This window comes from Alteromonas sp. CH_MED4-4, assembly GCF_037029575.1.
In the GTDB taxonomy this organism is placed as follows: Bacteria; Pseudomonadota; Gammaproteobacteria; order Enterobacterales; family Alteromonadaceae; genus Alteromonas; species Alteromonas macleodii.
In genome coordinates, this window is sequence record NZ_JAYMEU010000019.1 from 44,399 (window position 1) to 67,653 (window position 23,255).

15 protein-coding genes are annotated in these 23,255 nt (G+C 44.9%); 9 read left to right on the plus strand and 6 right to left on the minus strand.

The genetic code is table 11. The features are described from left to right. Positions 1-27 precede the first annotated feature (27 nt). The 4 genes from WA381_RS13785 to WA381_RS13800 all read right to left on the minus strand — a co-directional run bounded on the left by WA381_RS13785 (position 28) and on the right by WA381_RS13800 (position 5,917). Positions 28-1,488, minus strand: coding sequence for an FN3 domain-containing metallophosphoesterase family protein (locus WA381_RS13785; protein ID WP_069944941.1), 1,461 nt, complete (start codon positions 1,486-1,488; stop codon positions 28-30). Between the two features lie 52 nt (positions 1,489-1,540). Further along, positions 1,541-4,051, minus strand: a complete 2,511-nt coding sequence (locus WA381_RS13790) for a TonB-dependent receptor domain-containing protein (protein ID WP_069944940.1) — start codon at positions 4,049-4,051, stop codon at positions 1,541-1,543. A gap of 192 nt (positions 4,052-4,243) precedes the next feature. Further along, a complete protein-coding gene (locus WA381_RS13795; protein WP_069944939.1) occupies positions 4,244-5,272 on the minus strand; it encodes a FecR family protein in 1,029 nt (342 codons plus the stop codon). A gap of 36 nt (positions 5,273-5,308) precedes the next feature. Then, a complete protein-coding gene (locus WA381_RS13800; protein WP_069944938.1) occupies positions 5,309-5,917 on the minus strand; it encodes an RNA polymerase sigma factor in 609 nt (202 codons plus the stop codon). A 335-nt stretch (positions 5,918-6,252) separates the two neighbouring features. Here WA381_RS13800 and WA381_RS13805 point away from each other — a divergent pair, with 335 nt between their 5' ends. Then, entirely contained in the window at positions 6,253-8,289 is a 2,037-nt protein-coding gene (locus tag WA381_RS13805) for a BCCT family transporter (RefSeq protein WP_061487006.1), read from the plus strand. A gap of 148 nt (positions 8,290-8,437) precedes the next feature. On the opposite strand, the gene mmsB is transcribed toward WA381_RS13805, so the two are convergent. Together mmsB and WA381_RS13815 are read right to left on the minus strand one after the other, a co-directional pair. Beyond that, positions 8,438-9,313, minus strand: a complete 876-nt coding sequence (gene mmsB / locus WA381_RS13810; protein WP_061486531.1) for a 3-hydroxyisobutyrate dehydrogenase — start codon at positions 9,311-9,313, stop codon at positions 8,438-8,440. A 14-nt stretch (positions 9,314-9,327) separates the two neighbouring features. Beyond that, on the minus strand, positions 9,328-10,827 hold the full coding sequence (locus tag WA381_RS13815) for a CoA-acylating methylmalonate-semialdehyde dehydrogenase (protein ID WP_020744244.1): 1,500 nt from the start codon (positions 10,825-10,827) through the stop codon (positions 9,328-9,330). Between the two features lie 98 nt (positions 10,828-10,925). Here WA381_RS13815 and WA381_RS13820 point away from each other — a divergent pair, with 98 nt between their 5' ends. The 8 genes from WA381_RS13820 to WA381_RS13855 all read left to right on the plus strand — a co-directional run bounded on the left by WA381_RS13820 (position 10,926) and on the right by WA381_RS13855 (position 23,229). Then, positions 10,926-11,810, plus strand: coding sequence for a LysR family transcriptional regulator (locus WA381_RS13820; RefSeq protein ID WP_014950688.1), 885 nt, complete (start codon positions 10,926-10,928; stop codon positions 11,808-11,810). 532 nt (positions 11,811-12,342) lie between these two features. Next, a complete protein-coding gene (locus WA381_RS13825; protein WP_014950687.1) occupies positions 12,343-13,659 on the plus strand; it encodes a methyl-accepting chemotaxis protein in 1,317 nt (438 codons plus the stop codon). Between the two features lie 180 nt (positions 13,660-13,839). Then, a complete protein-coding gene (locus WA381_RS13830; protein WP_014950686.1) occupies positions 13,840-15,099 on the plus strand; it encodes a sensor histidine kinase in 1,260 nt (419 codons plus the stop codon). Then, entirely contained in the window at positions 15,096-15,773 is a 678-nt protein-coding gene (locus WA381_RS13835; protein WP_156086932.1) for a response regulator transcription factor, read from the plus strand. Before WA381_RS13830 ends, WA381_RS13835 begins: the two co-directional genes overlap by 4 nt. A gap of 142 nt (positions 15,774-15,915) precedes the next feature. Then, on the plus strand, positions 15,916-17,433 hold the full coding sequence (gene exaC, locus WA381_RS13840) for an acetaldehyde dehydrogenase ExaC (RefSeq protein WP_014950684.1): 1,518 nt from the start codon (positions 15,916-15,918) through the stop codon (positions 17,431-17,433). Between the two features lie 40 nt (positions 17,434-17,473). Beyond that, entirely contained in the window at positions 17,474-19,582 is a 2,109-nt protein-coding gene (locus WA381_RS13845) for a 4Fe-4S binding protein (RefSeq protein WP_156086931.1), read from the plus strand. Beyond that, a complete protein-coding gene (gene nosP, locus WA381_RS13850; protein ID WP_156086930.1) occupies positions 19,539-20,729 on the plus strand; it encodes a nitric oxide-sensing protein NosP in 1,191 nt (396 codons plus the stop codon). The genes WA381_RS13845 and nosP overlap by 44 nt, the downstream gene beginning before the upstream one ends. Continuing rightward, positions 20,716-23,229, plus strand: coding sequence for a hybrid sensor histidine kinase/response regulator (locus WA381_RS13855; protein ID WP_336132268.1), 2,514 nt, complete (start codon positions 20,716-20,718; stop codon positions 23,227-23,229). The genes nosP and WA381_RS13855 overlap by 14 nt, the downstream gene beginning before the upstream one ends. The last annotated feature ends 26 nt before the right edge of the window (positions 23,230-23,255 follow it).

Genomic DNA, 23,255 nt, shown 5'->3' on the forward strand with positions numbered 1-23,255 from the left:
AAGTTAGTCTCTAAATTAAATAACCAACTAGTAGAGTGAATTGTGGTGTTTATAGGGCTCGGTATTACTGAAAAGCCTTTCTTTCATAAGGTCATAGGGATATGTCATCACATTACCAGGTTGTGTTTTTGTAATGTCGAAAGCGTCGTAGAGTTCTCCAGTTAAGGTATATGAACGATATGAAAGAGTGTTCTCGTGTACTTTTATAGCTTGGTAAGTCGGCGTATTTTCTCCGACTCTTTCTAACGTAACATTGAATTCTTCGTATTCATCCCATCGCGTTTTCTTTAGTGGATAAGCTTTAGGACTGCTACTTGCCGTAACAAAAACACTATTTACACGTGTGCCCTGCTCGCTTTTTATACTCCCTCTAGAGTAAGCATGATCGTGTCCTTGTAAAACCAGATCAACATTGAATTCTGTTATCAATGGCAATAAAGCACTGCGAACTGCGGGCTCGTCTTGCCCCGGACTATTTAGTGGCATTCCACAGTTTGAAAATATTGGGTGATGAAAGGCGATAATTTTCCATTTTGCTTTGCTTTCACTAAGTGACTGTCTTAGCCATTTTGTTTGCATTGCGAATGCCGTCTCATTGTGCCTGATTTCCGTATTAACAATGAATACGTCGGTATTAGGGTAATGCAAAGTATAAGCTGTCTCTTGTAATTGATTTGATAACTCCGGAGAGGTTGGAAGCTTAAACTGATCTTGCCAAAAGCGGCTTAAAACCCACTGTTTTCCGCCATCGGTTAAATGCTGATGGGCATATTCATGGTTTCCAACCACGGGGACTACTGGAATTTCTGCGTGTATGAACTGCCCTGCAGAAAACCACTGCGCCCATTCTAAGTCCCTAGCTCCATGGTCTACAAGATCGCCAGTATAAAGAGCAAAGTCTGCATCGGGCATCGCCTTAAAGCCCTTTCTCAAGAGTGCTGGAAATTGTTCGCGCATGCCATTTTGTGCGTCTGAAAAGTACAGAAATCGTGTAGTTGAAGAGGAGGGGAGACCGGCCGTTTTCGTCATATACCATTCAGACCATTTACCTAAGCCTCCTCGTACTCTATACGCGTAACGCGTATTTGGTTTTAAGTTTTTAAATGTAACTTCGTGATATGCAGCGTCGGCGAGGTGCGTGTTGTAGTGATATTGAGCTCTCTCTTGATTAACATTGTCTCTCGATTGCTCATGAACGTTAGAAGGTATTGAGTTACCTCTGCGCAATTCAGCGCGCTGTGTTTTTGCTTTGTAGGTTTTTGCACCCAAATCGAATCTGGCGGCTGATGTAACAGGTGCAATTTGGGCAACCGTAATTTCAACCTCTTCCGACGTGCGCCAATTAACAGAAAAGCTTTCACTAGGAAGTTGGGTAGGATTAAGTATAACCCTGTCAGGGTATTCGCTTGCTTGCTGCCAAATTGGTGTGCTAGCAAGTGCTATAGTAGGTATGCAATTAAGTAATAGTATAAGCACGAGATGCTTCATATCAATGCCTCTTGTGGGCAGACATCTGCAACCTGCAGATGCCTGCATTAGACTAGAAGGTAGTGCGAACGCCTACGCCGTATGTTGCTGGAGCACCAACGAGACGAGCACCTGCATTGAGTTCTAGAAAATATTCTTCATCAGTAATGTTTCGACCATATGCAAATGCGGTAAACCCGTTACCCAACTCAAGGTCCATATTGATATTAAGCAAGCCGTAATCAGGCACCGTATTGCCAGCACCTGCATTCAATCGGTTAGTTTCTTCGTCGTGGTAGGTATAGGTCAGACGAGTAGAAAGTAACCGGTTAGTTGCAACGAAAATGCTATGATTGAGCGAGATTGAATATGAAAGCTCGGGTGAGCCAGGTAACGGGTCTCCAACTGTATTTTGCACATCATCGACACGGTTAGATGAAAACTCCGTAATTTCTGTATCGAGATAGGTAACAGATGAATTGAACGTTAATTGTTGTTCGCCATTGTTTAACAGCTGGGCGTTGAAGGAAGCTTCTGCACCACGAACTTCAGCCGCTCCAACATTTGTTCGTCCATTGGTGTCATTTGAAAGTCGAGTAGTTGCTTGCATTTCTTCAAAATCGTAAGCAAATAAGTCGACGCTAGCACTCAAGCTCTCGTCGGTATAACGTAGCCCCAGTTCAAATGAATCTACGGTTTCAGAGTCAAATGGCTCAGTCTCTTCTAAAGAGAATATTGATGTACCATCAAAACCCCCTGCTCTGTATCCGTTGCCGATAGAGGCAAAAATATTCAGGTTATCAGAAAGGTAGTATTGGGCGGTTAGCTTACCTGAGACATTATTGTCGTCAAAATCTCTGTCCCAAGAAAACAGGCCAGGGGAGTTGAATACTTCCTCATATATAGAAGTTCCCCAAGGGTCTAAGTCTTGGTTGTAGCCTGAAAACTTAGCAGTATCTTGAGTATAACGAACGCCCGCAGATAATTTCAGGTCGTTGTTTACAAACCAATCAACGTTGGCAAACGTAGCAAAGCTGTTTCGAGTCTGACTATACGGAGAAGTGTACTGGGAGCGAACTGCGAAGCTTGTCCAATCGCTTACGAAGTCCACCGAGTCGCTGACATAGAAGACACCTGCGATCCAATCAATGTCTCCTCCTTGACTATCACTGAAGCGAATTTCTAAAGAGGACTGGTCAAGTGTTTCATCAAATGCATATTTGTAGCGAGGAAATGAGGTTCCGTCACCATTTCCCCCCATATTACGCTCACTTTCTTGGTAGCCAAATAGCACGTTTACGTTCAAATCAGTGTCTATTTGATGAGCTAATTCTCCGTTTACACCTTCGATATCTATAGTGTGTCTATAGTACTCATCCGCGTAAAACGCATATGGGTCGTCGTTTTCGCCTGCATTTCTGCTTATACCAGAGCCTGTCTCATTTTCCAAAGCGATACGATCGTATTGAAGTGTGTCGCCATTATCAGAGCTCATAAAGTAGCGCAAAGTTAAGTCAGTGTTGGCCTGGAAGGTATAAACCCCGGTTGCACGAAAGGCAAATAGGTCTTTATCACCAAACCCGTCTCGCTCTCCCGGATCGGTTACGGCCGGAATTACCCCCTCAAAACCTTCTGGCACATAACCAGCGAACAGACCCGCGCCTTTGCCGTCCATGTAACCACCACCTTGTTCAAATTTCGTAGCGATACGTACCTTTAAATTATCAGAAACGCTTCCGCCAAATGCAGCTTCACCCTGCGTGTACTCGTAACTCCCATACTCTACGCTGGCATAGCCTTCGAATTCGTCTGTGGGACGCTTTGTGATGGCGTTAATGACTCCTGCTGTTGTATTACGTCCGTAAAGTGTTCCTTGAGGGCCCTTGAGGACTTCAATTCGCTCTAAGTCGAACAAAGGCATGCCAAGATAAGCATTAGACGTTTGGTAAATACCGTCAACATGTAATGCGACAGAGGGGTTGCCATTTGGTTTGTAGTCATCAGCCCCACCAATACCACGAATTGTAATGAAACTATTGTTGGCTCCGCCAAATGCAGAGTTAATTGATATGCCTGGCAGTGCGTCTACCAATCCTTTGAAATCAGTGACCCCCACATCTTGAATCTGCTGTGCATTCAAGACAGAAACAGCCGCCGATACATCCATTAGGTTGGTGTCACGTTTTGTAGCTGAAACTACTATTTCGTCGATAGGTGCTCCATTGACAGCAGTGTCCTTTGGGGTAAGAGGCATCTGGGGCCCACGTTTCTTTATTACAAACGCCCCATTCGTTTGCTTGACGGCCTCTAACCCAGAATTGAAAAGCAATTTTTCAAGCGCTTCATCTATTTCATAGTTCCCATTTAGCGCAGGAGCTTTAATATTATTGACCAGTCGCCCAGGTGCGATGATCACAATGCCCGACTTGAATGAAAGTTGGTTCAATGCTGATGCCAAAGGAGCTGGCTCAAGTTCAACGCTTATGCTTTCTTGGGCAGCCGCAATTGCAGCGGTATTTAGTGACAAAGCTGTACAAATGGAAAAAGCTAACAAGTGTTTCTTTACACAACGCGACGATGTCATTTTACATTCTCCGGTACGGTCAGTGGTTTACTGCCGATTGAGTTCAAATTAAGTGTGTTGCAGTCGACTGTCGTGAACAAAGAGGCAAAGAGAGGAAATCTTTTTCAAAACTATGTCAGGTTTCATAAAACCTTCATGAATGTAACTAAATTGTTTGCGGCACTTTTGCATTCAAAAAAGTACCGCTAACTGCTAATTTTCAGAATAGGTGAATGTAATTGTGCTACTTGTTCTCACCATTTCCAGTGGATAAGCCGCAGGCAAAGAATCGAGCAGTGTGTGAACATTGGAAGGGGTAACTATCGTGTTTATCGTAACAGCATCAGAACTAAAACCTTCAAGAGAGAGGGTTTGCTCTACATAAGGTTGTATTCGATACAAGAACTCTGTAATAGGGGTATTATTAAAAATAAGTTTATTGTCCATCCAAGCGAGTGTTTCTTTATCTGAGAAAGTCGTTATGCTCGTCATCGGTCCCCCAGTTAGTGGTGCAGAAACTCGTTCTCCTTGAGATAGGAACACAGGTGCTTCGCCTTTACCTGAAACTTTAACACTGCCCTCCACAACACTTACTCGGGTGGTTTTTTTGAAGTTATTTACATCTACTTCAAATTCAGTGCCTGTCACTTCTACAGTATTAACACCACTATTTACTATGAAAGGTTTATTGGTCATCGAGACTACATCAAAAAATGCTCTTCCTTGACTCAGTTCAATAGAACGGGTTGTGTCTAGCTCCGTATACGAAACACTACTTGTAGGACCAAGAGTGAGTTTGCTGCCATCAGGCAACGTAATATTCTTTATCTGTGCTGTTGTCGTAGAGTAAGCAAAGACTTGGCTGGGTTGAGAAAGTGATTGGTCCTGTTTATTTAGCAGAGTAATAACTGTAATAACTAAAGTCGCAGCGAACGCTACGAGCGCACCAACTTTCTTGTACAGGTCTTTATATTTGAGTTGGGTTGATTTGCCTGTTTCTAGTGTTGAATTTCTTTCGGTCTCATATGCAATAATGTCATCAGTAAAACCTGTTTTATCCCACATTTTAGCAATAGCTTTAAACGCGTTGCGATGACGTAGGGAATGGGTGTACCACTTGGTAAATGCTTCCTGATACTGATGTGCTAAGTCTTCATCGTTCATTAAAGTAAACCAATGAATGGCTTGTTCATTAATAGACTTTGCAGCATTAAGATGGGTGACGTTTGAATTCTGTTTCACGTTCAATCTCTTTGTTCGTTTTTCGCTAAGGCACAATCAATCATTTGCATCTACTGAGCTTGCGAGGATAACCAGTGCACTGTTAAGTTGCCGACATACATCGGCTATACTCCATCCAGTATCGTCAGAAATCTGTTGATAGGTTTTGCCTTCAAGTCGGCTTGCACTTACGATGTATTTTTGCTTTTCTGACAAAGTGCAAAACAAAGCCCCTAGTTGCTGCAAAGCTTGCTGTGAATGCAAAATTTTATCGGGCTCAGATAGTGACAGTAACTCTGATTCAAACGACTCGTCGTTACCGGGTACAACGTTCGCAATCCATCTATCTGATTTCAAAGAACGCAGTGTCAGGTTAATTGAAATCTTGTATAGAAACGCCTTAGGGTTTTCAATATGCTCGCGAGATTTCATCTTTGCCAGCTGGTAAAACGCGTCTTGCGCTACATCCTCAGGGTCTGGAGGACCTGAACCAAAGGTTTTTCTTAAGAAAGCGCATAATCCCTCCCAATGCATATGATAAAACGAAGAAAAATCTGACTTTTTAGTGGGCACTTTTGCCTTTGGCAATCCTTTGCGAGGGGAGGCTATTTCATTTTCTTGTTCACCAACAAAACCAACAGCGTGTACTTTAGATAACGTATTCACATTAATCCCAAACAAATATCTTTCGAAAAGCGGTGTATTTTGGAAAGGAGATTATGTTAATTACTAATTATTACAGAATTAGTGTATGTCCCTAGACAAGCAAACAGTATGTTATTTGAGAGCGTTCAAATGTCGCTGGAAGATAGATAAATAAAACACTACGAACGCTCGCTATATGAAGAAATTGTTTAGTTAGCGCAGTCGGAATCTGAACGTTCCGACTTTATATGCTTACACCAAGCTTGAACCGATTCAAACCTTCACAAGTAGAAAATATAAAGTTTGTTCGCATTACACAGGGTTTCAACTTACCTGTCAGTGAAAAGGGATTTGCTATGAAAGGCCAAGTAAACAACTCCACCATTCTTCTTCCTGTATTTCTCCCCGCCGTCGTCATTATTTTGCTTCTGGTGATCGGAACCATCAGCAATCCCGAACTTGCCGGTGAGGCCTTCGACAGTACATTGGCATGGATTACAGAAACCTTTGGTTGGTTTTACATGTTGTCGGTCGCTATCTTTTTGGTATTCATTGTATCGGTAGCATCATCTAGCTGGGGGAACATAAAGTTGGGGCCCGATCATGCAGAGCCTCAATATAGCTTTCCCGAATGGTTTTCTATGTTGTTCTCAGCAGGCTACGGTGTAGCGCTGCTCTACTTTGGCGTAGCAGAGCCTGTTCTACACTATTCTTCACCACCTGCAGGAGCAGCTGAAACTGTTGATGCGGCGAAACAAGCCATGCAAATCGCATTTTTTCATTGGGGCTTTCACATCTGGGCGATCTACGGGCTAGTCGGTTTAGTTCTTGCCTATTTTGCTTTTCGACATGGCTTGCCGTTATCTATACGTTCGGCTTTGTATCCGCTGATAGGGGATAAAATTTATGGCCCTATAGGTCACGCGGTAGATGTATTCGCCATTCTCGGTACATTATTTGGTATTGCCACTACGCTCGGGCTATCCGTTACACAGATCAATGCGGGGCTAAATTATCTTTCCGGCGATATCCCCATTGATATCATGGTGCAGGTAGGCACCATTGCTATCGTAACCATTGCCGCAACAATATCGGTTATCGCGGGAATGGATAAAGGCATTAAAAGGTTATCAATTCTTAATATGGTTCTGGCTGTATCGCTTATGAGTACCGTTTTTATCTTCGGAGAAACGGTTCATATTTTAGAAACCTTTTTACAGAACACAGGAAGTTATATCAACGGCATCATTGAACGTACCTTTAATCTTCAGGCCTACAGTCGCAGCGATTGGATTGGGAACTGGACGCTGTTTATTTTTGGCTGGACCATCGCTTGGGCGCCGTTTGTAGGCATGTTTATCGCCAAAATAAGTCGAGGCAGAACCATTAGGCAGTTTGTTTTTGGTGTAATGCTTGTGCCTACCATGTTCACCTTCCTTTGGTTTTCCGTGTTTGGCGACACCGCGCTAAATGCCATTATGAACCAAGGTGTTACTACACTCATTAGCGATGTGCAGGAAAACGAAGCTGTTGCCTTATTTAAGCTCTATGACTTGCTACCTGGCGCGTCAATCATGTCAGGCTTGACCGTGTTATTGATCATTACGTTCTTTGTGACGTCATCAGATTCTGGGTCGCTGGTTATCGATTCTCTTGCTTCTGGTGGTAAAGAAGAAAGCCCGGTTTGGCAGCGTATCTTCTGGGCGTGTTTGGAAGGAACCGTTGCAGCGGTGTTGCTGTTGGCTGGCGGACTGAATGCTCTGCAAACGATGACCATTGCGAGCGCCTTACCATTCGCTTTCATTATGCTAGCGTCTGTAGCAGGTCTATGGCGTGCGCTTGTCATTGAAGGCTACCGAAACAACAGTTTGAAGGCGAATACGCTTAATAGAAACCACGGTCGCTCGACTAGCCTAAAAGGCCGACTCGCAGCAATGGTCGATTACCCAAGCCGAAATGAGGTTCATGAGTTTATTGATAAAACTGTGATTGCAGCGATGAAAGACGTACAAGCTGCTTTGAAAGCGAGAGAGTGGGAGGCGTTTGTTAAGCTTGATGAGGAAACGGGAAGGGCCACCTTCACTGTTGAGCGTCACGATCACATGGATTTTATCTACGATATCCGTATGACTGAATATTTAGTGCCAGGGTTTAGCTACGCAGAACTGCGTTCAGAAGAAGACGAGTCAGAAAAATATTTTCGTGCTGAAGTATTCCTTCGCCGCGGAGGACAAGCTTACGATATTTACGGATATGACAAAGAGAGTATTACTAAGGACATCTTAGATCAGTTCGAAAGTTATCTGCACTTCCTCGATACCAGCCCAGGCGAACTGCCTTGGGAAATGGATGCGTATGATGACATGTTGACGCAGCCTAGGGGAAATGATTAAACCGCGGATGGCTTAGAAAGAAAATCGGAGAGAAAAAGCGTAGACGCAGTTTGTTTAAAAAAAAGAGCGAGTAAAATCCTTTACTCGCTCAGTAAGATGGCCACCTCTTCTGAGGGAAAGTAGCCGTCGGAGAACTGTTGGTTTTCTCTTACGCTAATCGGTTGATTATTGAAGAGAAATCCATCCCTGCATTGCCTTCTTCGCAATGCATTTCAAACCACTTTGCAGCAAGCTCACCCATAGGTACTTGCGCGTTGACGCCCTTCGCGCCCTGCATGGCCAGCCCCAAGTCTTTGAGCATAAGCGCAGAAGCGAAACCGCCAGCAAAATCGTTATCAGCAGGGCTTTGTGGCCCTACACCTTTTACAGGGCAGTAGGTGGTCATTGACCATGTCTGTCCCGAGGCATTTGAAGCGATATCGAAGAACACTTGCGCATCTAAGCCTAGTTTTTGTGCCAGCTGGAAGCTTTCACACGTCGCAATCATGGTCGCGCCAAGTAACATGTTGTTACAAATCTTTGCTGCTTGTCCCGCACCATGGCCGCCCGCATGGACGATTTTTTTGCCCATTGCGCTAAGTACACCATGGGCTTTGTCAAAGGCATCAGCGTCGCCACCCACCATAAACGTGAGTGTGCCGCCTGCAGCCGCTGAAACACCACCAGAAACTGGCGCATCCAGCATTTTAAGGCCTTTTTTCTCTGCCAGTTCTGACACACTCTTCGCCGTTTCTACGTCGATGGTGGAGCAATCAATAAGCAAGGTGCCTTCGCGGACAGAAGCCAATATCTGATTTGAATAGATATCTTTTACGTGCTTGCCTGCTGGTAACATAGTGATAACGATGTCGGCCTCAGCAGCAGCTTGCTCGGTACTTTGCGCAATAGTGCAGCCTGCCTCTTTGGCTTTAGCTAGCGCCGCTTCGCTTAAGTCAAAAGCTAATACGTTGTAATCGTTCTTAACCAGGTTATCTGCCATCCCTGAGCCCATATTACCTAGGCCAATAAATGCAACTGTGGTCATAATAGTCTCCTCACTTAGCCCATGGTTGGAATAACAAAGGCGTTGTCGTTCGTATCTGAGCCATCAGGCCAGCGCTGCGTAATGGTCTTAACCTTGGTCCAGAATTTCACCCCTTCCATACCGTGCTGGTTGGTATCACCAAATGCAGAGCGCTTCCAGCCCCCAAAGGTGTGGTAAGCAACTGGCACAGGAATAGGTACATTAATCCCTACCATGCCCACGTTTACACGTTGCGCAAATTCGCGCGCCGCATGGCCGTTACGGGTGTACATAGCAACGCCATTACCGTATTGGTGGTCACTTGCTAAGTTAACTGCTTCGTTGAAATCTTTCGCGCGTACCATTTGAAGCACTGGACCAAAAATCTCCTCTTGGTATGAGCGCATGTCTTTGGTCACGTGGTCGAAGAACGTTGGGCCGATGAAGTAGCCTTGACTGTCGTCTGGGATCTGACTGGTTCTGCCGTCGTAAACAAGCTCAGCACCTTCTTCTATGCAAAGGTCGATATAGCCTTCAACGCGCTCTTTGTGAGCAGCAGTAACCACAGGGCCATAATGAGCGTTAGGATCTTCACTATGACTTACCATAATGTCTTTAATAGCCGGAATAAGTTTGGCTTTCAGTTTCTCAGCGGTTTCATCGCCCACTGGAACGACAACCGGTAGCGCCATACAGCGTTCACCGGCACTGCCGTATGCAGCACCAACTAAGTCGGTTACCACCTGATCTAGATCTGCATCAGGCATTACAATGCCGTGGTTTTTCGCGCCGCCCATGGCTTGAACGCGCTTACCAGCACGAGCGCCACGTTCGTACACGTAGTTAGCGATGTCAGAAGAGCCTACAAAGCTCACTGCTTTAATAGTTTGATGATCTAAAATACCATCAACCACTTCTTTGTTACCGTGTACAACGTTAAGTACACCTGCAGGAAGGCCTGCTTCAATCATAAGCTTTGCCAGTTCAACAGGTACTGACGGATCGCGCTCTGATGGCTTTAAAATGAACGCGTTACCGCAGGCAATTGCCACACCGAACATCCACATTGGGATCATGGCCGGGAAGTTAAATGGCGTAATACCTGCCACTACACCAAGAGCTTGGCGCATGGAGTACACATCGATTCCTGGGCCTGCGCCTTCGGTATATTCACCTTTTTGCGCATGAGGGATACCACAGGCAAACTCGATAACTTCAAGGCCACGCTGAATATCACCTTGCGCATCAACCAACACTTTACCGTGCTCGCTTGATAATAGTGCCGCTAAGCGATCGCGGTTTGCTTCAACCAACTCTTTAAACTTGAACATAACACGAGCGCGTCGTTGAGGATTTGTTGCTGCCCACTCAACCTGTGCAGCTTGGGCTGTTTCAATTGCATAGGCCAAAGTTGAAGTGTTAGCCAAGCTTACTTCAGCCTGAACTTCACCTGTGTTGGGCGCAAATACCGACGCGGTATTTTCGCTGCTATCCTCAAAATCTTTACCTGCAATAAAGTGAACAATCTTTCTCATGACATAGCTCCTGTAATTTTTAACAATATTGAAACCTTGTGTTTGCAAAGGCAATACATATACTTGCAGTATAGTGCTGTAAAAATGCAGGTGTTTAAGTGAATTGGGACGACATGCGTTTGTTTCTTGGTTTGGCAAGAAATGGTCGTGTAGCTATTGCAGCTAAAGGCTTGAAGGTAGACCCTACGACATTAATTCGTCGTGTAAAAAAACTGGAGGACTCATTAAATTGCAAGTTGTTCGAGCTAACTAAAAAGGGGTATGTGCTTACCACCCATGGCAGTGAGCTAGTTACGTATATTGAAAAAGCAGAGCATTACTTTCTAGAGGCACAAAATGAATTAGGTGATGAACGCTCGCATTTGGCAGGTACGATCAGAGTGAGTGTTTCTGAAGGTTTCGGTAGCTGGTTTTTAGCGCCTTTACTACCCGATTTTAAAAAGCAGTATCCGGGGATCAGTATTGAGCTTGTGGCAACCAGCGGCTTTTTAAACCTGAACAAACGAGAAGCCGATATGGCTATCTTGTTAGAAAAGCCTAGTAAAGGCTTGCTGGTTACACAAAAATTAACTGACTATAACCTTTATCTTTATACCCACCAGTCCCTTATCAGCGACAACGAACCACGAACATTACAAGAGCTCACCGCCTTCAATTTAGTGAGTTACGTGCCCGATTTGGTTTACGCTCCTCAACTAAAGTTCATTGAAGAGACTGCTTTGTCACAGTTAAGTGCGCTTCGCAGCACCAGTATTAATGCGCAATATCAAATGCTTGTAAATGGCGCAGGGGTAGGCATTTTACCTAAATTTATGGCTGAAACTCAGCCAGGCTTAGTTCGACTCATTGAAAACGAGATTCATATTAAGCGGACATTCTGGCTGGCCACACACAAAGAGACTCATTCTCAGGCACGCTTTCAGGTATTTACAAAATGGCTTACAGATAAAGTTACGCAATACCATTCAAAATTTCTCGACTAAAAAATTAGACGTTTATCTACTGTCTTTTGCAGGGTAAATATGTAAAAAATAGCGTAGCAGCGTCGAAAAACTCGCCACGCTTTAATACAAGTGGCTGAATGTGGTCTAGGCTTTAATAAATTAGGCCGACACGTCTTAGGGCCTGTTGACCTTTGGTGTACGAATTTTGGTCTAAATGGAAGCCTTTTAATCGCGAAACAGTCCTGCAAACCTAGCGGGCTAAGTTAAAGGACTGTGACAAAGAGTAAAAGGCTTCCATAACGACCCCTTCGGGCAGCGCCTTTGTGCCATCTATACTGCGTTGAATGTTCTCGATTTAGAACCACTAAACCGTCAAACATTCGCCTTGTCTAGATGGCACACAGACTGCTGCAAAAATGTACAGCAAAGGTCAACAGGCCCTAGTTAAAAAGACATTGTCTAGCGAACCGTTTGCTAAACCTTGTGTAGATTAATCAAATTATCGTTAAGGCAAGGTTAGTTACTGCCGATAAACGGCATATTATTGTAATTCTCTGTCAGGGAAGGCCCTATGTTCAATAAACACTTAGTGAAAGAAAACGAAGCGCTTCGCGAGGAGCTACATATACTCAAGCAAGTGCGAGATGGCTTGCGCGAAGAAATGATCTTTCTGAATCTTAATGAGCGTGGTGAAATTGAAGCCGTCAACGAGATGTTCGAGAAAGAGCTAGGTTACTCACTCTCTCAAGTGAAAGGGCATCGCTTCTTTGAATTTGTTCCCGAGATTGCCAGAAACACGCCTCACTTTAAAAAGCTGAAGGATTCTATCGAGCAGCGTGTTCATTACTGGGGGGCGATTGAGTTTCTTCGTGAAAATGGTGAAGAAGCGTGGTTAAGGGGCGTAGTTGAACCTATTTTTGACGGAAAAGGGAATATTCACAAATTCTCAGTCAACCTCAACGACCTCACGCGCACTATAGCCAACTCGAAAGAACACGAAGATTTGGTGGCCGCATTACATAAGTCAAATGCAGCGATTGAATTCGATTTGAACGGCAATATTCAAGACGCAAACGAAGCTTTTCTGAAAACGGTTAAGTACAGCCTTAATGACATTAAAGGTCAGCATCATAGAATCTTCTGTGATACCGAGTATGCGAATTCCCGCGAATATAAAACGTTTTGGGAACGACTTGCTCAGGGTGAATTTGTCGCAGGAAGATTCGAACGCTTCGACGCTCACGGCAACACTATTTGGCTGGAAGCCACCTATAACCCGATTTGTGATTCTCACGGTCGTATGTATAAAGTGGTTAAGCTGGCTACTGATATTACTGAGCAGGTGGCACGAGAAAATGCCGTGTCCAGTGCTGCTGATATCGCCTACCGTTCTTCAAACACAACGGATCAAATCGCCACGCGAGGAAAGGAAGTCATTAGCGAACTGCTTTCTGAAATGTCTTCGCTGTCGCAGCAAATGGATAGGGCAAAAGAGGGGATTAATGCGTTGGACGCTCAGTCTCAACAAATTGCCACTATTATCGGAAGTATCAGTGCTATTGCGGAACAAACCAACTTGCTTGCTCTAAATGCTGCGATTGAGGCGGCGCGTGCTGGCGATCAGGGGCGAGGTTTCGCTGTAGTTGCTGACGAGGTGCGTCAATTAGCATCACGTACAACCGAAGCCACAGAAGAAATCATCAATGTGGTTAAACACAACCAGACATTGGCCACCGACGCAGTGAACTTGGTTAATGAAGGTGATGAAAAGGCGCAATCAGGGCTCAATTACGCCAGAGAGGCGGGCGAAGTTATCGAACAAATTCAAGACGGTGCCAAAGAAGTCGTTGATGCAGTAGGCCAATTCAGCAGTCGACTGGGAAGCTAGTAGCACAGAGAAGCAGGCTTACCGATAAGTGTAAACTGTCTAAGTTCTTACCAAATAAAACATCGCTCAAAACAGAATTCATCCTACCTTGGTAGGATGAATTCGCCCCTATTGCAGGATGTGCTTTTTAACGCAGCCTGTATAGCATAACCCTGTAATAAAAGGCTTGCAGGGGCGGTTATGTCAGGTTTTACGAAAATATCTACAGCTATAGTGGCCGTATTCATTGGCTGCTTTTTGGTTTTTACCTGTCTGGTCTACTTCCACATACAAGATAACATTGAGGAAGAGATGACGGGCGCGCTTAATCAAGTGCGAGAAATGGTCAACCTCAATATCCCTGTTGCTGATATCGAAGCGATTGTGGAGCCTAGCCCTCACTTATCCGCCCATTATTTCACGGGGCGCCTTCAGGCAGAGCAGACCTCAGTGATGCCGACAACCGAACGTACTGCACTCACACCTGTAATCATCCCAATTCAGGAAAATCAGTATCTTATTGTTACGCCTTTTGATGCTACTGAACTCACCCAGAATCTCACTTTTTTTGCCTTGGTGGCGGGACTGTTTTTCGCAACCTTTGTCCTGTTGCTGTTTACGTTAAAAGTGGCGGTTAAGCAAAGGTTAGTGCCGCTAAATCAGCTCGCTGACGCGTTATCTGAGCTACGAGAAGGCAAGGAATCACAGCCCCTGCCACATTCAGATATCACCGAAATGAACAGGGTATTAGACCAATTTAAGCATCTGCAAAATGCACTTAAATCAAAAGAAAAGCAGCTCATAAAAATAGATAAGCAATTAGCGCTTCTTCAAGAGCAAGAGCGTAATTACCTTGCCAGAGAGCTTCACGATAATGTGGGGCAGTTGCTGACCACGATAAAAGCCCACGCTTATATTTTGGTTAACGCAAAAGAGCGATCTGTTGTTGAACTATCGGCACAGAAAGTTCAAGTGATGTCACATCAAATAAGCGATGCAATTAGAAAGCTCACTGCTCACCTTCATCCGCTTGTTTTAGATAGAGTCTCTCTTCAGTCGTCGCTTGAGCGACTGGTGTACGAACAAGAAGTAGCGCAGCCCGATACGCAGTGGGACGTGTCAATTAATCTAAAGCGCTATCAAGAAGATAATGAGCGAGATATTCATCTTTACCGATTTGCTCAAGAAGCCATTAACAACGTGATTAAGCATGCGAAGGCCACCAAGGTTAGCATTCAAATTTATGGCGATACTCACCGGGTCTCTGTGATGGTTAAAGACAACGGCAGGGGGCTGGGAAATCACATCGTGGAAAACATTGGCATGTCATCAATGCGCAGCCGAGCGCGTTGTATAGGAGCAAATTGCAGTGTGACGTCACCCGATGATGGCGGCGTTGCTGTATCGCTGTCCCTTACCCTTAAAAAAATGCCTCCTCTTATGGGCGCTAACGTCGCATGAATATTCTTATCGTCGACGACCACGCTGTGGTGCGTAAAGGTTACAAAGCTTTACTTAATGCGATGATGCCCGACTGCCGTATTTTTGATGCTGAAAACGGTGCACAAACCCATCGTTTATTAGCCAGTAGTGACATTGAGATCTTAATCCTCGACATAAACCTTTCAAATGAAAGTGGCCTTGTTTTAGCCAAGATTTTTTTGAAGCGACATCCAGATTTAAAAATTATCTTTTTCAGTATGTTCGAAGACAGCGTCATATTGCACCGCGCCATGCAGACCGGTGCTATGGGGTACATCAGTAAAAGTAGTTCGCCTGAAATATTGATCTCGGCAATTAAGGTCGTCGCAAAAGGGCAAAAGTATATTGAGAGAGGCCTGGCGGTAAATTTAGCCAATCAACTTCTCGATACCAACGTGGACATTGCTGCCAAATTAACAAAACGTGAGTTCGAGATATTTATTGCGATAGCGATGAATAAATCCCGCTTCGATATTGCTGATGAGTTGGGCCTATCGGCTAAGACTGTCTCCAACGCACTTACCGTCATTAAGCGAAAGCTCGACGCGGTGCCCTCCCAATTTTCAGCCATTGCGGCTAAACACGGTTATATCGGTGATGCAGAGTTTTCAGCGTCTCAATCGGTGTCTTTTGTCGAGAAGAGTGAGAAGTAGCCATAGGTTTCCCCTCCTAAAGTAGGAGTCAAATCGGTCTATCGCATCATGGTAGGTACAACGTAAAAGTACCATTATCAAACTACACAACAAACCAAGTTAGTGCGCGTGGTACGCGCAAAGTTATCAAAAGGTACTTCTTATGATTTATGCAAAGCCAGGTAGTGAAGGTTCGGTCGTAAGCTTCAAAGAAAGCTACGGTAATTTTATCAATGGCGAATGGGTAGCACCGGTTAAAGGTGAGTACTTCACCGCAACATCTCCAGTAGACGGCAGCGACATCGCACAAATCCCACGCTCAACATCTGAAGACATTGAGCTTGCGTTAGATGCCGCTCACGCTGCGAAAAAGGGCTGGGCAGATACGTCAGTAGCTGAGCGTTCTAACATTCTTCTGAAAATAGCCGATCGCATTGAAGAAAACCTAGAGCTACTTGCCGTTGCGGAAACATGGGACAATGGTAAAGCCGTTCGCGAAACGCTTAATGCAGACATTCCGCTGTGCGCAGACCACTTCCGTTATTACGCAGGCTGTATTCGAAGCCAAGAAGGCACCATCGGTGAAATTGATAAAAACACGGTGGCGTATCACTTCCACGAACCTTATGGTGTTGTTGGGCAAATCATTCCATGGAACTTCCCGCTACTTATGGCTGCATGGAAACTTGCGCCAGCACTTGTTACCGGTAACGTAGTGGTGCTAAAGCCAGCAGAACAAACGCCAGTATCTATCTTATTGTTCGCCGAACTAATCCAAGACCTACTGCCACCGGGTGTACTAAACATCGTTAACGGGTTCGGGGCAGAAGCCGGACAGGCTCTTGCAACAAGCACAAGAATCGCAAAAATTGCGTTTACTGGCTCTACACCTGTTGGCGGACATATCCTTCGCTGTGCTGCTGAAAACCTTATTCCATCTACCGTTGAGCTTGGCGGCAAGTCGCCAAACTTATTCTTCCCAGACATCATGAATCACGAGCCTGAATTTATTGATAAGTGTGCGGAAGGTTTAGTGCTTGGATACTTCAACCAAGGTGAAGTATGTACGTGTCCTTCTCGAGCGATTATTCACGAAGACATCTATGATGCATTCATGGAAAAAGTGTTGGAAAAAATTCAGAAGATCAAACGTGGCAACCCACTAGACACAGACACCATGGTGGGTGCACAGGCATCTAATGAGCAGTTCGAAAAGATCCTTAAATACATCGATATCGGTAAGTCAGAAGGGGCTCAGGTTGTCACTGGTGGTGAGAAAGAGCAGCTACCTGGCTTTGATGGAGGCTACTACATTCAGCCGACTATCTTGAAGGGTGAAAACCACATGCGTGTGTTCCAGGAAGAGATTTTTGGTCCGGTCATCGCTGTTCAAACCTTCAAAACCGAAGAAGAGGCGATTGAGATTGCCAATAATACAAGCTTCGGACTTGGCGCTGGTGTATGGAGCCGCGATGCGAATGTAGCATTCCGCGTGGGTCGAGCGATTGAAGCAGGTCGCGTATGGACGAACTGTTATCACTTGTATCCAGCTCACGCTGCGTTTGGCGGCTACAAGAAATCGGGCATTGGCCGCGAAACCCACAAGATGATGCTAGATCACTACCAGCAGACAAAAAATCTATTGGTAAGCTACGACATCAACCCACTTGGTTTCTTCTAAGTAAACCTGAGGGCGGCGCCTACCGCCGCCCGCTACTTTTATGCGCATCGCATTTTCCTCAATCATTTTCTTGCTGTTTCTCAGCACCAATGTGTTGGCGCAGTCTGACGCGACAGACATTCCACAAGACATTTACAAAATATTTCCCAACGCTACACGCGTGGGGGAGATGCACACAGATATCAAGGTAACCCCGGTCTATCAGCTTCAGCAACTACTCGGATATGTTTTTGAGTCGAATGACTTTGTCGACTTCATAGGCTTTTCAGGCAAACCGGTTAATGTAGTGATTGGGCTAGATACTCAAGGCAATGTGGTTGACCTTTTCGTCAAGCAGCATAGCGAGCCGATTTTTTTGCACGGGCTTGGCGAGAAATCCATGTTTGATTTCGTTGCTCAATATCAAGGGCACAGTGTCAAAGAACGTTTTATCATTGGTGGTAAAAGCAATGTAGGCAAAGACGCTACCTACTTTGATGGGGTTACGAAAGCCACCGTATCGGTGCTGGTTATCAACGATACCATCGTGACATCTGCATTAGCCGTTGCCAGAGCTAAGCTCGATGGCTTTGTTGCGCCTAGCAACAATATTATCAATCCAGGCTTTTACGAACCTCTTACTTTTAGCGAATTGGTGGACAAGGGCTACATTCAAAAGCACCAGATTACTCAGCAAAATACCGAAGGGCTTTCGAGAGAAGTGGTTCGGGCGGTTGACGATATTCAAAGCGAGTTTGCTCTTGATGGTAACATCATTGCCGAACACTACTATGCGTTTTTAAGTCTTCCTATTGTGGGGAAAAACCTGCTAGATGAAGAGGAATTTGCTCGGTTACAGGAAAATCTAAATCCGGGTGAAATGGCACTGATGGTACTGAATACGAAAGGGTTCAGCTTTATCAGCGATGAGTTTATTCCCCAAACCACTCCTGAGCATTTACGGGTATATCAAGGCGGCTTTCCCACAGCTATCCGCGATATCGATTTTTATAGCTTCTATGACCCAGCATTTTCACAAGCATTGCCCGAATACAACGAGATCAAAGTACTTCGAGTAAAATCGAAAGGTGGGCTGTCACTTGACCAAGAAATGGAAATAGCGATTAGTGTGCCGTTTAAGCCGAGTTTCTTCGAGCAAGATGAGCATCTGTTCCCTTTGAAAGTGACACTGCCTAGTGAACTATTTATGGAAAATCCTGAGGCTCAGTTAGCGAAGCCCATTCCGTTGTGGCAGAAAATTTGGAGGGACAGAACCTTAACGATAAGCATCACCGTTGTTTATCTTGTAGCGCTGTCGTTGTTTTTTGCATTCCAGCAAAGGCTAACGCCTTACACCAAGTTTGTGCATACAGTGCGGGCATTTTCCCTTGTGTTCGTGCTGTTTTTTATTGGCTTTTACGCTCAAGGGCAACTGTCTGTTGTCAACATATACACGCTGCTACTGGATATTGTCGACGGATTTTCCTTAGAGGTATATCTTCTCGACCCGGTCATTTTTATTTTGTGGGGCTTTGTATTTGTCTCGTTGTTTATCGTTGGGCGGGGACTATTTTGCGGCTGGCTTTGCCCCTTCGGAGCACTCCAGGAAATGATGGGAATACTGGCCGAAAAGCTCAGGATAAAACAAATTAGAATTAAGCCACAGCACCACAAACGGGCGCAAAAAATTAAATATGTATTGCTTATAGGCCTAGTCGCGTGCTCATTCTATTCGCTAAACCTTGCGGAGAAGCTCGCTGAGATAGAGCCGTTTAAAACGTCCATAACCCTACACTTTGTTCGATATTGGCCTTTTGTACTGTATTCGGTTTTATTGCTGCTACTTAGTTTAAAAATTCATAAAGTGTACTGCCGCTATTTATGTCCACTGGGAGCAGGGCTTGCCATTCTGGGTCGTTTCCCTTTAGTTAAATTGCTAACACGTAAAGACGCCTGTGGTAATCCGTGTCAGCTGTGCAAACAAAAGAAATGTGGTATTGATGCTATAGAACAAGACGGCAGCATTGACTATGCTGAATGTATTCAGTGCCTTGAGTGTGTGGTTACGTTAGATAACCCTGACTTGTGCAAAATCGATAAATATAAAAAGAAAAAGGTGCCAACGCGTGTCAAAAACCTCAATCCTGTCCGCACTCAGTCAACCTGCTAATAGCAAGGTTAACGATGATAACCAAGCTAGTTTATACGGTGCAAAAGAAGCCTGCCGCGATGTGGCCAATGAGATTTTAGCCAACGTTAAGTGCGATGAAATAGAACTATTACTTTTTCATACCAGCACACTGTTTGACTTAGACACCGTAGCAAAGGAAATCTCCGCACGTTTTCCGCACGTGAACATTGTTGGCTGCACCAGTGCTGGAGAATTTAATAAAAATGGCTACGGAACAGAAAAACTCTTGGCCGTTGCGTTTTTGAAAAACGAATTTTCTATTGCCACAGCATTGGTGCCAAATTTAGGCGAAGTAAACTTTGATGAAGCCCACGATATTGCCAGTGGTTTGCGCCGAGCCTTACAGGGGAGGGAGCGTCGCTATGATACAGAGCAGCACTTCGTTATTTCTGTGCTAGATGGGCTTACCCGCCATGAAGAACATTTTCTAGAGACCTTTGCAACTGCATTTGGCAATATCCCACACTTAGGCGGTAGCGCCGGCGACGATTTAAAGCTTGAAGCCACCTATGTGTTTTACAACGGTGAATTTCATCGAGACGCTGCAGTATTGCTGCTTGTTGGCACGGGAAAGCCCTTCACCGTGTTCTCCATTGATCACATTAACTCTCCCGTTTCAAAGCTGGTGGTCACCCACGCCGATCCAGAATCGCGAACCGTGTATGAAATAAACGGTGAACCTGCTGCGCAGTATTACGCCAGTTTACTGGGAATGAAAGCTGAAGACTTAACGCCGGATGTGTTTTCCATGTTTCCCCTTGCAGTGATGGTAGGGGGCAAATATTTCATCCGCTCTATTCAAAAAGTAGATTTGGCCACTAACGCCATTACCTTCTACTGCGCGGTAGATATTGGCATTATTCTTACATTTGTTCAGCTGGGTGACTGCATTGAAGCATTAGAAAGTAAACTAGACAAGCTGCGCGCTCAGCTTGGCGAGCCCGAATTTGTCTATGCTTGCGATTGCTTTTTGCGAAGGCTCGAAATTCAACAGGGCAAAAACGACCACGAAATAAGACGGCTACAGCAAAGGTACAATGTCGCGGGCTTCAATGCCTATGGCGAGCATATTCACTCGGTTCACTTGAACCAAACGTTTACGGGGGTGTATTTTGCAGCCCAATAATCAATTTACCGACGTGGAAGCGCTCCAAAAGGCCCTTTACGAGCAACGGCGTGAAAACGAAAAGCTTGAAAAAATAAACGCAGCGCTGATGTATCGCATGGAAGAGGGCGGTTTTAATCATCACAGTTACCGCGCCTTCGAACATTCGGTTCAACTCTCTGAAAAAGTGAGTCAGAAAACAGAGGAGCTGCAGTCAGTACTGCAAAAGCTGGAGCAGTCAAATGCCGAGCTAGTGCGTGCTCACGAAGAAACCCATCAGGTTAAACAGCGTTTACACGACGCTATTGAAAGCACCAATCAGGCGATGGTGTTGCTAGATAGACTGGGCGGGATCATCTTCTTTAATCGGCACTTTGAAACTGTTTGGGATGACCTTTCCATTACCCCTAAAATTGGCGATAACTATTACGATATCACCCAAGCTGCCAAGCATTCCGGGGTTATTCGCCGCGCCCTGCCTGCTGATGTCGAAGGCAGGATGATCTATCAGTTGTCGAACCGGCGATGGTATCAGCTGACCAATCGACCCACGCAAGAAGGCGGGAACGTTATTCTGTTTAACGACATCACTGAAGTAAAACTGCTTGAATCGAATCGTTACGAGCAAGTCATTAAAGAGAAAAACAAGCTGTTGCAAAGCCTTATCGATAATATTGATGTTGGAATATTGCTCATTGATAAAGAAGGTGGCATTGCGTTTTGGAATAACACGTTTTTGACCCAGTCAAACGTGCCCCAGCACGTACTGGTAAACAGTAAGAATATTTATGCCCTTCAAAATAACCGTCACTGGAGCGGGCTCAACTTAAACCCGGTGGGGCCAAGTACACAGATTATCCACGAGCAACTGGTGGTTGAACGCAACATCACTACACTGCCCGACGGCAATACGCTGTGCACGTTCACCAATGTTACATCGCAGCATCACTACGCGGAAACGCTGAAGCAAAACGAAAGCTGGATCCGCATGATAACCGATAATGTACCGGCGCTTATTGCTTACATTGGTACCGATAAAAAGTTTCAATACACCAATAAAGGTTATCGCGATTGGTATGGCGTTAGTGAGCAAGACATTAATGATATGCCTATGGATAGAAGCCACCTGAAAGAGGTTTACCCTAATCTTATTCAGTACTTGCGCCGTGTTAACCAAGGCGAAGTGGTGAGCTTTCAAAGCAAAGAAAAAAATGCTCATGGCGACGTTGGCTTTTTACAGAAAGTTTATTTTCCTCATTTCAATGAATCTGGCGATATCACCGGGCACTTTGTCTTGGCAACAGACGTGTCGCAGCAGGTAGAAAGCCAACTCCAGCTTAAAGCGGCTAAAGACCAATTAGAATCGAATGTAGAAAAGCGTACCCGTGAACTCAATCACGCCAACATCGCCCTTCAAGAAGCGATTGATTCAAAGAGCAAATTTTTGGCTGCTATTAGCCACGATCTTATGCAGCCCCTTAGCGCTGCCATCTTGTTCAACGAAACATTGAAAGATCAAGTGGATAGTTCATCCAGCCCCATTGTTGCCGCCCTCGATAATTCACTGTCTGATTTACATGGCCTTATTCGCACGCTTATTGAAACATCCAAACTGGACGCTGGGGTGTTACAGCCCGATAAGCAGCAAGAAAATGTATTGCCGTTACTTATGCAGCTAGCCGAAGAGTTTACGCATATCAGTAAAGACTACAGTGTAGATTTTCGCTATCGCTTGAAAGAAGCCTTCGTGGTGACAGACGTGAACTTACTTTCTCGAATATTGCGAAATTTATTAATAAATGCAATGAAATACGGTGCCAACGGCAAGGTGTTACTGGCAGCACGAAAGGTGAATGAGAACCTAGAAATTAGCATCTATGATCAAGGTGTGGGTATAAGCGAAGACGATCAGAAAGTTATTTTTAAAGAGTTTTCCAGATTAGAAAACGATTTTAACTACTCTTACAGTTTGGGGCTGGGATTATACATTGTAGATAAAATGAGTAAGTTGCTAGAGCACGATATTCGAGTGCGCTCGAAAGAGGGCGTAGGCGCATGTTTCACGGTGACCATTCCTATTACCGAAGTGTGTGATACGAGTCAGGAACAAGACTATCTTTATACTTTGGAGCCATCGTTACCAGATTACGTTTTGGATAAGCATATATGGCACATTGATAACGATGCGAATATGCGCATTGCTATGCAAACGTTGTTCGCAAACTGGGACATGGAAGTAGACACCTTCTCAGGTTTTGAACAATGCAGTGCCGTAAATAATGGCAGCTTTGACGAGTGCGACATGCTTATTGTCGATTACCACCTAGATGAAGAAGAAACCGGTTTAGACATTGCGAAACGCGTAAGAAAAATCGCGCCTTCAATGCCCATTATGATTTGCACCGCTAATCACTCAAAAGCGTTAGCGAATGAACTTGAAGGCACCGACATTCAGCTGCTGCACAAACCTGTTAACTCCGCGGTGCTTAAGGCGGCGCTAGTCTCAAGCTTGAATGGCTAAAAGTATAGGAACATGGGGCCTGTTAA

What these genes read in the sequence shown, in the direction of transcription:
- mmsB (WP_061486531.1), bottom strand. Translation starts at nt 9,313, where the DNA reads ATGACCACAGTTGCATTTATTGGCCTAGGTAATATGGGCTCAGGGATG.
- WA381_RS13845 (WP_156086931.1), top strand. Translation starts at nt 17,474, where the DNA reads ATGCGCATCGCATTTTCCTCAATCATTTTCTTGCTGTTTCTCAGCACC.
- WA381_RS13785 (WP_069944941.1), bottom strand. Translation starts at nt 1,488, where the DNA reads ATGAAGCATCTCGTGCTTATACTATTACTTAATTGCATACCTACTATA.
- WA381_RS13835 (WP_156086932.1), top strand. Translation starts at nt 15,096, where the DNA reads ATGAATATTCTTATCGTCGACGACCACGCTGTGGTGCGTAAAGGTTAC.
- WA381_RS13805 (WP_061487006.1), top strand. Translation starts at nt 6,253, where the DNA reads ATGAAAGGCCAAGTAAACAACTCCACCATTCTTCTTCCTGTATTTCTC.
- WA381_RS13815 (WP_020744244.1), bottom strand. Translation starts at nt 10,827, where the DNA reads ATGAGAAAGATTGTTCACTTTATTGCAGGTAAAGATTTTGAGGATAGC.
- WA381_RS13790 (WP_069944940.1), bottom strand. Translation starts at nt 4,051, where the DNA reads ATGACATCGTCGCGTTGTGTAAAGAAACACTTGTTAGCTTTTTCCATT.
- WA381_RS13825 (WP_014950687.1), top strand. Translation starts at nt 12,343, where the DNA reads ATGTTCAATAAACACTTAGTGAAAGAAAACGAAGCGCTTCGCGAGGAG.
- WA381_RS13830 (WP_014950686.1), top strand. Translation starts at nt 13,840, where the DNA reads ATGTCAGGTTTTACGAAAATATCTACAGCTATAGTGGCCGTATTCATT.
- exaC (WP_014950684.1), top strand. Translation starts at nt 15,916, where the DNA reads ATGATTTATGCAAAGCCAGGTAGTGAAGGTTCGGTCGTAAGCTTCAAA.